A 13,818-nucleotide genomic window follows, 5' to 3' on the forward strand; every position below is an offset into this window, starting at 1 on the left:
ACGTGCCGCCGTGCCCGGGTCGGGCACGGTGACCCGCCGGCCTACCGGTTCGGGAAGGCCGGCCGGACCCGCCGCCTACCGGTTCGACGAGCCGGCGGGCGGGGCGAGCAGCGGTCCCTGGGTGGCGACCTGGAAGCCCAGCCCGGTGCGGTCGTTGACCCGGTCGAGGATCACCGAGACCGGCGCGTAGGTGTTCTGCTCGTCCGGGTTGGTGCAGGGACCCTCACCGGGGTCGCCGTTGTGCAGGATGCCCAGCGCCCGCCCGTTGGACTCGGTGAACAGCGGGCCGCCGCTGTCACCCGGCCGGGCGCACACCCGCACGTCGATGCCGCCACTGGCCTTGCCGATGACCTCGCCGCAGCGGGTGCCCGGCAGGTAACCGGCCCCGGCGCCCGAGTCGACGTACTGCTCGCCGGCCTTCGGGGTGTACGCCGAGCCGGTGGCGCAGACCACCCAGCCGGCCTGTACGGCGGAGTACGCGGTGACGCCGGTGATCGGCACGTCGTGGCTGCCCTTGCTGGCGCAGGCCGGGTTGTCGGCCACGCACCAGTAGTTGACCAGGCTCGGGGCGTTGCCCACGGTCCGCCTCGGGTACGCCCAGCGGGTGCTGGCCCCCTTGGCGTAGGGCAGGACCGCGTAGTCGTTGGGGAAATCGTTCTCGGCCAGCACCGGGTTGGTCGACTCCAGGCCCACCGGCACCTTCGGCCCGAGGAACTGGTGCCAGGTGTCGTCGACGCGCTGGTGCCGGCCGCCGACCACACAGTGCCCGGCGGTCAGCACGTAGTACCGCCCCGACTTCGCCCGGACGTTGAAGCCGGTGGTGCAGCCGCCGACGGTGCCGTCGTCGCGGGGCACGTCGAGCCGGATTCCGCCGCGCATCGGCGCCTGCGCGCAGTAGCGCGGGTCGCACGCCTTGGGGATCGTGCCCTCGTCGAACCGGGCCCGGGTCCGGGCCGGCACCCCGGCCGCGTCGAGCGCGCCGGCCAGCCGGGCGTCGTCGGCGGGCACCCCGTCGCCGGTGAGCACCAGCACCTCGTTGGCCCGCTCGTCGACCAGCACGTCCTGACCGGCGGTGACGCCCAGCGCCCCGGCCACCCGGGTCGCCGCCGCGTCCAGGTCGCGCCGCGAGTACCGGACCGGCACGACGGTGACGTGCCGGGCGTCCGGCAGACCGGCGACCGTCTCGGTGACCCGGACCGGGTCGGTGGCGGCGATGGTGAGCACCCCGCCGCCGGCCTGGTCCAGCCACATCCCGGCGTAGGAGTCGGGGAAACGGGCGGCGAGGGTGTCGGCCAGCGGCGCGGACAGTTCCTGGAGGGCCAGCCGGCGGGCGGCCTCGCCCGGGGCGACCCGGTAACGGTTGCTCAGGTAGCTCACCGAGGCGGGGGCGGCCTGCGCGACCTGGTCGGCCGGGCGGGTCACCACCGGCGCCGGGCGTGCTGCGGCCGGCGCCGCCGCCCGGCCGGCCGTGTCGGCGCGGGCCGACGTGCGGACCTCCCCGGCGACCGGAACCGTCCCCGCCGACCAGGTGCCCCCGGTCGCGCCGGTGGCCGCACCGGCATCCCGGTCCACGGCCAACGCCACGCCTGTCGTCCCCATCGTGCTCAGCGCCAATGCCGCTGCCAGCACCACTCGTCCACGGATCCGCACGCCGCAACCTCCCCGTATGCCGGCGATGTGATCGGCCCCGCCGCACCCGACCGGGCGGACCGGTGGAAACGGGGGCGAGGCCCATCGATGCGGGCAGAGTCTAGTCGTCCCACGGTCACCGGGCTGCCCCACCCGGCCGGGTCAGACCAGGGAATCACGCCACTGCCGGTGCAGCGCGGCGTACCGGCCACCGGTGGTGGCGAGGTGGGCCGGTGGGCCGTCCTCGACGATCCGTCCGCAGTCGATGACCAGCACCCGGTCGGCGGTCTCCACCGTGGAGAGCCGGTGCGCGATCACCAGCGCGGTGCGGTCGCGCAGCACGGTGGCCAGCGCCCGCTGCACCAACCGCTCGGTCGGCACGTCCAGCGACGACGTGGCCTCGTCGAGGATCAGCACCCGGGGGTCGGCCAGGAACGCGCGGGCGAACGCGACGAGCTGCCGCTGCCCGGCGGAGAGCCGGCCGCCGCGCCGGTGCACCTCGGTGGCGTACCCGTCGGGTAGGGCGGCGATGAAGTCGTGCGCACCGATCGCCCGCGCCGCCGCCTGTACCGCCGCGTCGGTGGCGTCCGGCCGCCCGAACCGGATGTTCTCCGCCACCGACCCGCCGAACAGGTGGTTCTCCTGGGTCACCAGCACCACCGCGCGCCGCAGCTCGGCGTCGGACAGGTCCCGCAGGTCGACGCCGTCCAGTTCGACCGTGCCGGCGTCCGGGTCGTGGAACCGGGCGAGCAGCTTCGCCACCGTCGACTTGCCGGCACCGGTCGGGCCGATCAGCGCGACCGTCTGCCCGGCCGGCACGACCAGGTCCAACCCGGTCAGGATCGGCGTCTGCGGCAGGTAGCCGAAGGACACCGCGTGGAACGTCACCGCACCCCGGCCCGGCCCGACCGGCAACGGCACCGGCGACGCCGGTTCGGGCACCCCGGGCTGCTCGTCCAGCACCCCGGCGAGCTTCTCCAGGGCGGCGGTCGCCGACTGGAGGGAGTTGTAGAACTGGCTCAGCTCCTGCATGGGCTCGAAGAACCGGCGCAGATAGAGCAGGAACGCGGCGAGTACCCCGACCTCGGTGGCACCGCCCAGTACCCGCCAACCGCCGTACCCGAGCACCAGCGCCACGGTCACGTTGCCGATCACCTTGATCCCCGGCGAGTAGGTGGCGATCAGCCGGAAGCCGTGCAGGCTGGTCCGCCGGTACTCGTCGTTGACCGTCACGAAGATCTGCTGGTTGCGCGGCTCACGCCGGAACGCCTGCACCGCACGGATGCCGCGCAGCGACTCCACGAAGTGGACGATCACCAGTGCCACCGCCTCCCGGCTGTGCCGGTAGGCCCGGGCCGAGGCCCGGGCGAACCAGCGGGACAGCCAGAACAGGAACGGGAACGCCAGCAGGGTCACCGCCGCCAGCGGCAGGTCCAGCCAGAGCAGGATGGCGGCGACCGACAGCACCGACAGCGCGGCGGCGACCAGGGTGTCGATCCCCCCGTCGACCAGTTCGGCGATGGAGTCCACGTCACTGGTGAGCCGGGACACCACCCGACCCGAGGTGTACCGCTCGTGGAACCCGACCGAGAGGGTCAGCAGGTGGCCGTACACCCGCTGGCGCAGGTCGAGCAGGACGGCCTGGCCGATCCGGGCGGAGCGGGTGAGGTAGCTGCGCCGGGCGACGTACTCGGTGACGGCCGCGACGGCGAACGCGCCCGCGACGGCCGCCAACGGGCCCGGGTCGCCGGCCCGCAGCGGCGGCACCGCCCGGTCGATACCGAGCATGACCAGGTACGGACCGGCCATCGCGGCGGCGTTCTGGGCCAGCAGCAGGGCCACCGCCACGCCCAACGGGCGGCGGTGCGGACGGAGCAGGTCCCGCAGCAGCGCCCGACTGCGACCCCGCAGCCGGACCACCGCCTCGGGGGAGTCGTCCTCGGCGCGGCTGCGGTCGGCGTCCGGGTCGGTGGCCCGGCCCCGCCAGTGCGACAACGCGGTGCCGGGCTGGCCGTCGTCACCGGCCGGGGGGTGCTGCCGCGGTGGTCGACGGCTCACGAACGCACCAGGCCCGGTGCCGGCGAGGGTTCGGCGGCGAGCACCGCACGGTACGCCGGCACCGTGGCCAGCAGTTCGGAGTGCCGGCCGACGGCGGTGATCCGCCCCCCGTCGAGCAGCGCCACCCGGTCGGCCAGCGCGACGGTCGACGGCCGGTGCACCACGAGCAGCGCGGTGGTGTCCCGCAGCACCCGGCGCAACGCCGCTTCGACCAGCGCCTCGGTCTGCACGTCCAGGGCGGAGAGCGGGTCGTCGAGGACCAGCAGCGCCGGCCGGCCGAGCACCGCGCGGGCCAGTGCCAACCGTTGCCGCTGCCCGCCGGAGAGCGACAGGCCCTGCTCGCCCACCCGGGTCGCCAACCCCCACGGCAGGTCGTACGCGAAGTCGGCCTGGGCCAGCGCCAACGCGGCCCGGACCTCGTCGCCGGTGGCGTCCGGGCAGCCCAGGGTGAGGTTCTCCCAGACCGACATGGAGAACAGGGTCGGCTCCTCGAAGGCCACCCCGACCAGCCGGCGCAGCGCGTCCAGGCGTACCCCCCGCAGGTCGTGCCCGTCCAGGGTGATCCGGCCGCCGGTCACGTCGTACAGCCGGGGGACCAGGGAGAGCAGGGTGCTCTTGCCGCAGCCGGTCGCCCCGACGAGGGCCAGCGTCTCGCCCGGCTCGACGGTCAGCTCGATCTCCCGCAGCACCGGTTCGGCGCTGCCCGGGTAGCGGAACGACACCCCCTCGAAGCGGAGCCGGCCGCGCACCGCCGGCCGGGTCAGCGCGACCGCGTCCGGGGCGTCCACGATCGACGGCGGGGTGTCCAGCACCTCGTGGATGCGGTCCGCGGCGGTCGCCGCCTCCTGCCCGTTGGCGATGATCCAGCCGAGCGACTGCACCGGCCAGATCAGCATGAGCTGGAGGCTGACGAACGCGACCAGTTCCCCGATGGTCAACGTGCCCCGGGCGACAAGCGTCGCGCCGCCGACCAGGGTCGCCCCCAGGGTCAGGTTGGGCACCAGGTCGAACAGGGCCGACGCGCGGGCCAGCAGGGCGCCCTTGCCGACGCCGGTGTCGTGCAGCGCGCGGGCCCGCCGGGCGAACCGGTCGGCCAGCTCCGGCCCCCGCCCGTACGCCTTCATGGTGCGCAGCCCCTGCGCGGTCTCCTCGACCAGGGTGGCCACGTCGCCCTGCTGGTCCTGCATCCGCCGCGACGCCGTGTGGTAGTGCCGGCCGAACCGGCGGCTGATCAGGAACAGCGGCACCGCGCTGGCGGCCACCAGCAGCCCCAGCGGCCCGTGCAGCCGGAGCAGAAGGACCACCACGGCGACGTAGGTGACCACGTTGAGCACCAGGAACAGCAGGCCGAAGGAGAGGAACCGGCGCAGCACCGACAGGTCGCTGATCGCCCGGGAGAGCAGCTGCCCGGACTGCCAGCGGTCGTGGAAGCCGGCCGGCAGGCGTTGCAGGTGGGCGTAGAGGTCGGCACGGATGGTCGCCTCCATGCCGACCGAGGACGACGACTGGCTCCACCGCCGGATGAAGATCAGCACCGCCTCGACCAGCCCGAGCAGCAGGGCCAGCCCGCCGAGGCGGAGCAGCCCCGCCGGGTCGTGCCGGGCGATCGGCCCGTCCACCACCCGCTGCGCCACCAGGGGTACGGCGAGACCCGCCCCCGTCGCGGCCAGCGCGGCCAGCAGCAACAGCACGTACGCGGCGGCGTACGGGCGCAGGTAGCGGCGCAGCCGCCAGAGGTTGCGCAGCGGAGGGACCCGGCCGTCCGCCCTCGGGATGGCCGGGTCGCCGTCGCGCTGCGCAGGCACTACCCGACGGTAGCGTCGATCCGCGTCGATGCCGCTGTCAGGTTGCCGTCAGCCGGCGCTCGTGCCCGAGCAACCACTTCTTCACCGGCAGCCCGTACCGGTAGCCGCCGAGGGTCCCGTCGGTGCGCAGCACCCGGTGACAGGGGACGAAGAGGGCGGCGGCGTTACGGGCACAGGCGGCGGCGGCCGCCCGGACCGCGGCGGGCCGGCCGGCCAGCGCGGCGTACCCGGTGTAGGTGATCGGCTCACCGGGCTTGACGTCGCGCAGCACGGTCCAGGCGTGGGTCTGGAACGCGCCGCCGCTCTGCTGCCGTACCGGCACCCCGTCGATCGCGGTCAGGTCCCCGTCGAGGTAGGCGCGGACGGCGGCGGTCACCGGCCCGAGGTCGGCGTACGGCTCCAGGGGGCCACGCAGGCTCGGGTGCACCAACGGCAGCAGGCTCTGCGGGTCGGTGGTGAACCCGGCGGCCCGGACCGCGCCGTCCGGGTCGACCAGCACGCTGAGCGGGCCGGCCGGGGTGTCCATGGTGGTGGTGCCGATGGTGGTGGTGCCGATGGTGGTCATGCCGCTCTCCAGAGTCTGATCGCCGCGTACGACCGCCAGGGCCGCCAACGGTCGGCGTACGCGTCCAGGGTGGTGGGGGTGTGGGGCAGGCCGAGGGCGGCGGCGCCCCGGCGTATCGCGAGGTCGGTGGGGAGCAGCACGTCGGGGTCGCCGAGAGCCCGCATGGCCAGGTAACCGGCCGTCCACGGGCCGATCCCGGGCAGTGCGGTCAACCGCCGTACCGTCTCGGCCCGGTCCCCGCCCGGTTCCAGGTCGATCTCCCCGGCGGCGACCGCCCGGGCCAGCGCCCGGATCGTCTCCCGTCGGGCGACCGGCATCCCGAACGCCGCATCCGGCAACCCCAGCACCTCCTCCGCCCCCGGAACCCCCCACACCCCCCACCCCCCACTGCCCGCCCCGCCCGCCCCGCCGCCCCCGCCCGCCCCGCCGTCCCCGCCCGTCTCGGCGGGGTGATCAAGAGGTTTGCGTCGCGGGGAAGCGCTCTCCGTGACGCAAACCTCTTGATCACCGGGGCCGGGACCGGGGCCGGGGGTGGGGCTGGGGGTGGGGTGGGTTAGGAGGCGGGTGAGGGTGGTGCGGGCGGCGGGGAGGGAGACCTGCTGGCCGACGATGGCGCGCAGGGCCAACTCGAAGCCGTCCACCGACCGGGGCACACGGACCCCGGGTTCGGCGGCGACGACCCCGGCCAGGGCCGGGTCGGCGGCCAGTGTCTGGTCGATCGCCTCCGGGTCGGCGTCCAGGTCGAACAGACGCCGGCACCGGGCCACCGCCGGGGCCAGGTCCCGCAGGTCGGCCAGCCGCAGCGTCGCCACGACGTGTCCGCGCGTCGGCGTCAACGCGACCTCCGCCGGGCCGTGCGGCAGCCGCAACCCCCTGCGGTACGTCCCGTCGCGCACCTCCTCCAGGCCGGGCAGCACCCGGGCGGCGAGGTACTCCAGCAGGGCAGCGGCGTGCAGCGGCGGCCGGTACGCCAACCGGAGCGTGATCGTGCCCGCCCCGCCCGGTGCCGGTTGGCTGCCCCGCCCGGTACGCAGTTGCGACGGCACCGTCCCGTACACCTCGCGGACGGTGTCGTTGAACTGCCGCACACTGCCGAAGCCGGCTGCGAACGCCACCTCCGCCAGGCCCAGTCCGGTGGTCTCGATCAGCGTCCGTGCGGTCTGTGCCCGTTGCGCCCGGGCCAGCGCCAACGGGCCGGCACCCAACTCCGCCCGGAGCATCCGGTGCAGGTGCCGCTCGGTGTAGCCCAGCCGGGCGGCCAGCCCCGGCACGCCGTCCCGGTCGACCACCCCGTCGGCGATCAGCCGCATGGCCCGACCCACCACGTCGGCGCGGACGTCCCACTGCGGGGAACCGGGCGCGGCGTCCGGCCGGCACCGGCGGCAGGCCCGTAGCCCGGCCCCCTGCGCGGCGGCGGCCGACGGGAAGAACCGGACGTTGCGCCGTTGCGGCGTCATCGCCGGACACGACGGCCGGCAGTAGATCCCGGTCGACGTGACGCCGGTGTAGAACCAGCCGTCGAACCGCTGGTCACGGCTGTCCACGGCCCGGTAGCACCGTTCAAAGTCCAACTCCACGCCACCGATCATGCCCGCAGCTCAGCGGCGGTGGCTCGCGGGAATCGGACCTGAGCGTGCCCGGCCCGGCGGTGGGCCGGTGGCGGCCACATTCGCGCCGACCGGGCTGAGGGGGCGTGCCGGGCCCGGCGGTGGGCCGGTGGCGGCCACATTCGCGCCGACCGGGCTGAGGGGGTGGCCCGACCGGGTTGAGGGGGCGGCCCGGCGCGAGGGCGGGCGACCCCGCCGGCCGACAGCAGTCAGTCGACGGCCGGCAGGGTCGCCGTGCGTCAGTTCCCCGTCGTCGGGCCGGCCGGCCGGCCGGCCCGTGGGCCCTCGTCGACGGGCGGTGCGGTGCGGGCGGGGACCGGTGCGGCGGGGACCCGGCCGGTCCGGGGCTGGTCGACGGGGGGTGCGGTGCGGGCCGGTGCGGGCATCCCGGGTGCTGCCGGTGCGGCGGTCCGGGCCGGTGCGGGCATCCCGGGTGCCGCCGGTGCGGCGGTGCGGGCCGGGACGGGTGCGCCCGGTTCGGCGGTCCGGCCGGTCAGCGGTGGCCGGTCGACGGGCGGTGCGGTCCGGTCCGGGGCGGGGACCGGCGCGGCCGGCCCCCTGCTCGGCGTCGAGGCCGGTACGGCGGGCGGGGCGTCCCCGCGACCGCTGGCGGCCATCGCGAGCGGGGCGGCGATCAGCACGGCGGCGACGGCACCCACGGCGCTCATCGTCACGGTGGCGCGGCGTCGGGTGCGGGCCCGGTGTTCCGCGCGGGTCAACTGGTCGTGCACTGTCGGTGCCTCCTCGGCAAGGTCGGTGAGGGTGGCGCGGATGAGGTCCTCGATGGGCGTGGTCACCGCCGTACCTCCAGCAGTTCGATGTCCGGCAGGAGTTGCCGCAACCGGGCCACGGCCCGGTGGGTGCGGCTGCGTACGGTGCCGACCGAGCAGCCGAGCGCGGCGGCCACCTGGGTCTCGGTCAGGTCCTCGTAGTAGCGCAGGACCACGACCGTGCGCTGGGCCGCCGGCAGCGCGCGCAGCGCGGCCCGCATCGCCAGGCGTACGTCGGTGCCGCCGAACGGGTCGGGACCGGCCCGTTCGGCGGCACCGGTGAGCAACGTCTCCCGGTACCGGCGCAGTCGCCGCCACCAGCTGACCTGCTCCCGGTACATGACCGCGCGCAGGTAACCCTCCGGGTCGGTGTGACGCAGGTCGCGCCACTTCGGAATGGTCCTGGCCAGCGCCGACTGGAACAGGTCCTCGGCGGTGTGCCGGTCCCCGGTGAGCAGGTACGCGACCCGCATCAGGGCCGGCGTCCGGCTGGCCACGAACTCGGCCAGCCGGGCCCGGTCGTCCTCGTCCACCCGCCCTCCCCGATGTTGGCTGTCACCGATACAGACGCCCCAGCCCGGCGCAGCTATCCCGGGATCCGCGGGGAGTTTCCCGCGGCAAAGTGTCGGTAGTGGTCGGTAGCGTCCCGGCACCAACTCCAGAAGGGTGCGGCGATGGCGAGCGTGACCGGGCGGGGCGACCCTCGGTCAGGGCGGGCGCGGCCGGACGAGGCCGCCGCGCAGGGCCTCTACGACCGGATGCGGGTGGTCGCGCCGGCCGCCTTCGGTGCGATCGAGCGGGACCGGGCCGACGACCCGGCGCGGCCGTTCGCCGACACCGCGTGCGGTCGGCTGGCCGGGTCCCTCGACGCGGCCGGCCTGCGGGCGCTGGGCATGTGGGCGCACCACTGGTGCATGCGGTTCTACGACGACGACACCCGGGTCGGCCGGCGGCTGGTCCGGGAGATCGCCGGTCGGCGGGGGCTGGGCTGGACGGCCGACGAGGTCCACTGGATGCTCGGTGAGTCCGAGCGGGCCGGCCCGACCGCGCGGGACCGGTTCACCCTGCCGCTCGCGGCGGCGGGTGAGTTGCCCGGGGTGACCGACGGCGGGGCGGGCTGGCGTCTCGCCGGGTGATCCGGGTCGGTGACCGCAGCGGCGGCGCGACCCGCCGGGCGGCGGTTGCCGGGGGTCGGGGTGGCCGGGGCCGGCGGTGGCGCAGGATGGGAGCGGGAGTCAGCCAGCGAGAGGACCAGGATGCCCGCCGTTCAACCGACGATCGTCGCCACCAGCATGGGTTTCACCAGCCGTAACCGGGGGCCCCTGGATGCCGTCCCCGGGCCGGTCTTCGACCTGATGGCCGAGTTGGCGCAGGTCGACGAGCCGAGGATCTGCTATCTCAACCAGGCCGTCGGCGACCAGCCCACCTCGTTGACGATCTTCCACGGCGCGTTCGCCGGTACCCGTTACCGCCCGTCGCACCTGGCGCTGTTTCCGATGCCCAACGTCGAAGCCGTCCGGGCCCACCTGCTCGGCCAGGACATCATCTGGGTCGGTGGCGGCAGCGTGGCCAACCTGTGCGCGGTGTGGCGGGTGCACGGCCTGCCGGAGATCCTGCGCGAGTGCTGGGAGGCCGGGGTGGTGCTCGGTGGGGTCTCCGCGGGCTCGATCTGCTGGCACGTCGGCGGGCCCACCGACAGCTTCGGGCGGCAGTTGCGCGCCTACACCGACGGCCTGGGCTGGTTGCCGTACGGCAACGGGGTGCACTACGACAGTGAGGCGCAGCGCCGGCCGCTGCTGCACCGGTTGGTCGCCGACGGCACCCTGCCGGCCAGCCACTGCACCGACGACGGGGTGGGGTTGGTCTACCGGGGCACCCGGCTGGCCGAGGCGGTCGCCGACCGGCCCGGCGTGGCCGCGTACGAGGTGGTGCCGGACGGTGCGGGTGGGGTGCGGGAGACCCGGATCGAGCCCCGGCTGCTGACCGCCTGAGCGTCTCCGACGGGCCTGCCTGCCGGGTACCGGGGGCCGACGGCGTAAGCTGGCCCGTCGTGAGTCTCACCATCGGCATCGTCGGCCTGCCCAACGTCGGCAAGAGCACCCTGTTCAACGCGCTGACCAAGAACGACGTGCTCGCGGCGAACTACCCGTTCGCCACCATCGAGCCCAACGTCGGGGTGGTGGGGCTGCCGGACGGGCGGCTCGACAAGCTCGCGGAGATCTTCTCGTCGCAGAAGGTGCTGCCCGCGCCGGTGTCGTTCGTCGACATCGCCGGTCTGGTCCGGGGGGCGTCGAAGGGGCAGGGCCGGGGCAACGCGTTCCTGGCGAACATCCGGGACGCCTCGGCCATCTGTCAGGTGGTGCGGGCCTTCTCCGACCCGAACGTGGTGCACGTCGACGGCAAGGTCTCGCCGGCCGACGACATCGAGACGATCAACACGGAGCTGATCCTCGCCGACCTGCAGACCCTGGAGAAGGCGCTGCCCCGGCTGGAGAAGGAGGCCAAGCTCCGCAAGGACCGGGCCGCCGCCGTGACCGCCGCGAAGCAGGCCGTCGAGGTGCTCGACGGCGGCACCACCCTGTACGCGGGGGCTGCCGCCGCCAAGATCGAGCTGGAGCACCTGCGGGAGTTGCACCTGCTCACCACCAAGCCGTTCCTCTACGTCTTCAACGTCGACGAGGCGGAGTTGGCCAACGCCGCCTTCCTCGACGAGTTGCGCGCGCTGGTGGCCCCCGCCGAGGCGGTGTTCATGGACGCCAAGATCGAATCCGAGCTGGTGGACCTGCCCGAGGAGGAGGCCCGCGAGCTGCTGGAGTCCATCGGGCAGTCCGAGCCGGGGCTGAACCAGCTCGTCCGGGTCGGCTTCCGCACGCTCGGGCTCCAGACGTACCTCACGGCGGGGCCGAAGGAGGCGCGGGCCTGGACGGTGCCCGTCGGCGCGACCGCCCCGGAGGCCGCCGGGGTGATCCACAGCGACTTCCAGCGCGGCTTCATCAAGGCCGAAGTGGTCTCCTACGGCGACCTGGTCGCGGCCGGTTCGATGGCGGCGGCGAAGGCCGCCGGCAAGGTCCGGATCGAGGGCAAGGAGTACGTCATGCAGGACGGCGACGTGGTGGAGTTCCGCTTCAACGTCTGATTCCGGTCCACCGTCTGCCGCATCGGATCGGTTCGCCCGGCGGTGGTAACACCGTGGTATGGTCGATCGATGGCGAGGACGAAGAAGGTCACGATCACGCTGCCGGCAGAGCTGCTGGAGAGCATGAAGACGCACACCGACAACGTCTCCGGCTACCTCACCGAGCTGGCCGAGCGGGCCGAGCGGCGCAGACTTCTCCGGGAGGAGTTGGATCGCTACCAAGGCGACCTCGGGGCGTTCACTGACGAGGAGATGGCCGCGGCTCGGGCGCTCCTGCACGGGACCGAGGAGACCGGGCGTGCGGCGTGAGCCTTGAGTCGCTGGTGCTCGACTCGCAGGGCTTCTCAGGGTGGATCGACCAGGATCGAAAGGTGATGCGCCTACTGGAGCAGGCGGAGCGGGACGGGGTCGATCTCGCCATGTCGGCGGCCACGATCATCGAGGTCTCCCACTCCGGTGTGGACATCGCGCGGCTGAACTGGCTGCTGTCCCGGATCCGGGTGGAGGCGGTGACGAAGGAGAGTGCCCGTCGCAGTGCTGCGCTGCTGAAGGCGGCAGGGCTGCACGGGCACAGGTACGCCATCGACGCCATGGTCGCCGAGGTGGCGCTACGGCTACCCGCACCGGTGGCGCTCCTGACATCCGATGTCGACGACATGGTCAAGCTGTGCGGGCGGCAGGTTCGGACCATAGCGCTGTAGGTGGGTCACGAAGGTCGCGACGGTGCGTCAAGTCGTTGACCGGCGACGCCGACCGGGGTGAGCCGCGCGTCACCCCGTTGCGGGCAGCGGGCCCGGGCGGTGCGGGCCTACCGTGACGGCGTGGCGTTGCGACTGGAACCGATGACCGACGAGCAGTACCTCCGCTACCGGGAACACGCCGAGGAGGACTACGCGCGCAACATCGCCGCCTCCGGGGCGATGCCGTTGCCGGAGGCGCGGGAGAAGGCCCGGCAGGACTTCCAGGGCCTGCTGCCCGACGGCCTGGCCACCGAGGGGCACCGGCTCTGGACGGCGTACGACGACGACGTCGAGGTCGGTCGGCTCTGGCTGCACCTGGAGCAGAGGTCCGACGGCCTGCACGCCTTCGGCTACGACTTCGCGGTGCGCGAGGAGTTGCGCCGCCGGGGCCACGGTCGGGCGATCATCGAGGCCGCCGAGCGGCTCTGCCGGGAGTTGGGGGTGGTCGCCATCGGGCTGAACGTCTTCGGCTTCAACACCGGCGCGCGGGCCCTCTACGAGCAGATGGGCTTCGAGGTCACCGCCATCCGCATGATCAAACGGCTCTGACACCCCGCCCCCGGGTCGCAGCGCCCGGCTGGGCGACACACCCGTCGGGCCGGTGCGCACGACGGGGGCCGGGGATTGGATTCGCCCGCCCCGGGGTCGGGACGGATGCCCCGACCCCGGCCGGTCCACCCCTCAGCGGCGGTAGACCGAGACGTGCGATCGGCTGTCGTCGCCGAACGGGTGCCGGTGCCAGTCGGCGTACCGGGCGACGAGCCGCAGTCCGGCCTGTTCGGCCAGCTCGTCGATCTGTTCCGGCCAGCGGTAGTGCATCGCGAACGGTTCCAGGTGCACCCCGTCGCGGTCGAAGGTGATCGTCTGCCGGATGAAGGTCTGTGCGGCCCGGTCGTACTGGTGCAGCCGGATGGTGGCGGAGTCCTCGGTCACCGCCCGCATCTGTACCTGCTCGTCCCGGTCGAAGTTGGCCGGGTCGGGCACGAACGCCTCGACGACGAACTCGCCACCGGGGGCCAGCACCCGGGCCACGTTGCGGAAGCAGTCCTGCTGCCGCTGCGCGCGCACCAGGTTGAACAGGGTGTTGAACACCAGGTAGACCAGCTGGTACGGACCCGTGACGGGCACGTCGGCCAGGTCGCCGACGGTGACCGGGATGCCGTCTCCGCCGGGCTTGGCACGCAGCTTCGCCACCATCTCCGGTGACGCCTCGACCCCGTCGACGGGTACGCCCCGGGCGGCGAGCGGCAACGCCACCCGGCCCGTCCCGATGGCGAGTTCCAGCACCCGTCCGCCGTCGGCCCGACCGGCGAGGAAGTCCACCGCCGGTGCCGGGTCGGGGTTGCCGGGGCTGTCGTACCTGTCGGCCCACATCCTGCCGAAGTGGCCCGGGTCGTCGAACACCGACATCAGCGGCCCCCTTCCCCGGGCCGGACCGCTCTGTCGTTACCGGCGCTGAGCCGTGCCGGCACTGCCGTGTCGCTGGTGGTCATGAAGCCTCGATTTCC

The 13,818-nt window shown here is 74.1% G+C and carries 13 protein-coding genes and 2 pseudogenes; 6 read left to right on the forward strand and 9 right to left on the reverse strand.

The window, feature by feature from the left end:
- Positions 1–75 precede the first annotated feature (75 nt).
- The 8 genes and pseudogenes from AB0B63_RS04755 to AB0B63_RS04790 form a co-directional block, all read right to left on the reverse strand.
- Complete coding sequence (locus AB0B63_RS04755) at positions 76–1,650, reverse strand: trypsin-like serine protease (protein ID WP_357014614.1); 1,575 nt, start codon at positions 1,648–1,650, stop codon at positions 76–78.
- Positions 1,651–1,791: 141 nt separating this feature from the next.
- The gene (locus AB0B63_RS04760; RefSeq protein ID WP_357015134.1) at positions 1,792–3,624 is read right to left on the reverse strand and encodes an ABC transporter ATP-binding protein; all 1,833 of its coding nucleotides are present in this window, start codon (positions 3,622–3,624) and stop codon (positions 1,792–1,794) included.
- 59 nt (positions 3,625–3,683) lie between these two features.
- Complete coding sequence (locus AB0B63_RS04765) at positions 3,684–5,492, reverse strand: ABC transporter ATP-binding protein (RefSeq protein WP_357014616.1); 1,809 nt, start codon at positions 5,490–5,492, stop codon at positions 3,684–3,686.
- A 37-nt stretch (positions 5,493–5,529) separates the two neighbouring features.
- A complete protein-coding gene (locus AB0B63_RS04770; RefSeq protein WP_357014618.1) occupies positions 5,530–6,057 on the reverse strand; it encodes a methylated-DNA--[protein]-cysteine S-methyltransferase in 528 nt (175 codons plus the stop codon).
- A pseudogene (locus AB0B63_RS04775) lies at positions 6,054–6,419 on the reverse strand (DNA-3-methyladenine glycosylase 2 family protein); the annotation flags it as partial. The gene AB0B63_RS04770 and the pseudogene AB0B63_RS04775, both read right to left, overlap by 4 nt.
- Before the next feature lie 192 nt (positions 6,420–6,611).
- Positions 6,612–7,634, reverse strand: a pseudogene (locus tag AB0B63_RS04780) (DNA-3-methyladenine glycosylase 2 family protein); the annotation flags it as partial.
- 269 nt (positions 7,635–7,903) lie between these two features.
- Positions 7,904–8,461 carry a hypothetical protein gene (locus AB0B63_RS04785; protein ID WP_357014620.1) on the reverse strand — a complete coding sequence of 186 codons (558 nt, stop codon included), beginning with the start codon at positions 8,459–8,461 and terminating at the stop codon, positions 7,904–7,906.
- Positions 8,458–8,967, reverse strand: a complete 510-nt coding sequence (locus AB0B63_RS04790) for a SigE family RNA polymerase sigma factor (protein WP_357014622.1) — start codon at positions 8,965–8,967, stop codon at positions 8,458–8,460. Before AB0B63_RS04790 ends, AB0B63_RS04785 begins: the two co-directional genes overlap by 4 nt.
- A 225-nt stretch (positions 8,968–9,192) precedes the next feature.
- Between AB0B63_RS04790 and AB0B63_RS04795 the strand changes: the two genes are divergently transcribed.
- The 6 genes from AB0B63_RS04795 to AB0B63_RS04820 all read left to right on the forward strand — a co-directional run bounded on the left by AB0B63_RS04795 (position 9,193) and on the right by AB0B63_RS04820 (position 12,859).
- Positions 9,193–9,570: a hypothetical protein gene (locus AB0B63_RS04795; protein WP_244252604.1), complete on the forward strand. Its 378-nt coding sequence runs from the start codon at positions 9,193–9,195 to the stop codon at positions 9,568–9,570.
- Between the two features lie 120 nt (positions 9,571–9,690).
- Positions 9,691–10,425 carry a peptidase E gene (locus tag AB0B63_RS04800; protein WP_357014624.1) on the forward strand — a complete coding sequence of 245 codons (735 nt, stop codon included), beginning with the start codon at positions 9,691–9,693 and terminating at the stop codon, positions 10,423–10,425.
- 59 nt (positions 10,426–10,484) lie between these two features.
- Positions 10,485–11,570 (forward strand): redox-regulated ATPase YchF, encoded by a 1,086-nt coding sequence (gene ychF, locus AB0B63_RS04805; RefSeq protein WP_208568020.1) that lies wholly within the window; start codon positions 10,485–10,487, stop codon positions 11,568–11,570.
- 69 nt (positions 11,571–11,639) lie between these two features.
- Positions 11,640–11,879 (forward strand): hypothetical protein, encoded by a 240-nt coding sequence (locus AB0B63_RS04810; RefSeq protein ID WP_208568021.1) that lies wholly within the window; start codon positions 11,640–11,642, stop codon positions 11,877–11,879.
- Positions 11,876–12,271 (forward strand): PIN domain-containing protein, encoded by a 396-nt coding sequence (locus AB0B63_RS04815; RefSeq protein WP_208568022.1) that lies wholly within the window; start codon positions 11,876–11,878, stop codon positions 12,269–12,271. Before AB0B63_RS04810 ends, AB0B63_RS04815 begins: the two co-directional genes overlap by 4 nt.
- A 120-nt stretch (positions 12,272–12,391) precedes the next feature.
- Positions 12,392–12,859, forward strand: coding sequence for a GNAT family N-acetyltransferase (locus tag AB0B63_RS04820; RefSeq protein WP_357014627.1), 468 nt, complete (start codon positions 12,392–12,394; stop codon positions 12,857–12,859).
- Between the two features lie 132 nt (positions 12,860–12,991).
- Here AB0B63_RS04820 and AB0B63_RS04825 read toward each other — a convergent pair whose 3' ends face one another.
- A complete protein-coding gene (locus tag AB0B63_RS04825) occupies positions 12,992–13,720 on the reverse strand; it encodes a class I SAM-dependent methyltransferase (RefSeq protein WP_357014629.1) in 729 nt (242 codons plus the stop codon).
- Positions 13,721–13,818: the final 98 nt, after the last annotated feature.

This window comes from Micromonospora sp. NPDC049081 (assembly GCF_040648835.1).
GTDB lineage: Bacteria > Actinomycetota > Actinomycetes > Mycobacteriales > Micromonosporaceae > Micromonospora > Micromonospora antibiotica.

Coding starts and splice junctions, on each gene's coding strand:
- AB0B63_RS04795 (WP_244252604.1), top strand. CDS start 9,193: ATGCGGGTGGTCGCGCCGGCCGCCTTCGGTGCGATCGAGCGGGACCGG.
- AB0B63_RS04800 (WP_357014624.1), top strand. CDS start 9,691: ATGCCCGCCGTTCAACCGACGATCGTCGCCACCAGCATGGGTTTCACC.
- AB0B63_RS04825 (WP_357014629.1), bottom strand. CDS start 13,720: ATGTCGGTGTTCGACGACCCGGGCCACTTCGGCAGGATGTGGGCCGAC.
- AB0B63_RS04770 (WP_357014618.1), bottom strand. CDS start 6,057: ATGACCACCATCGGCACCACCACCATCGGCACCACCACCATGGACACC.
- AB0B63_RS04810 (WP_208568021.1), top strand. CDS start 11,640: ATGGCGAGGACGAAGAAGGTCACGATCACGCTGCCGGCAGAGCTGCTG.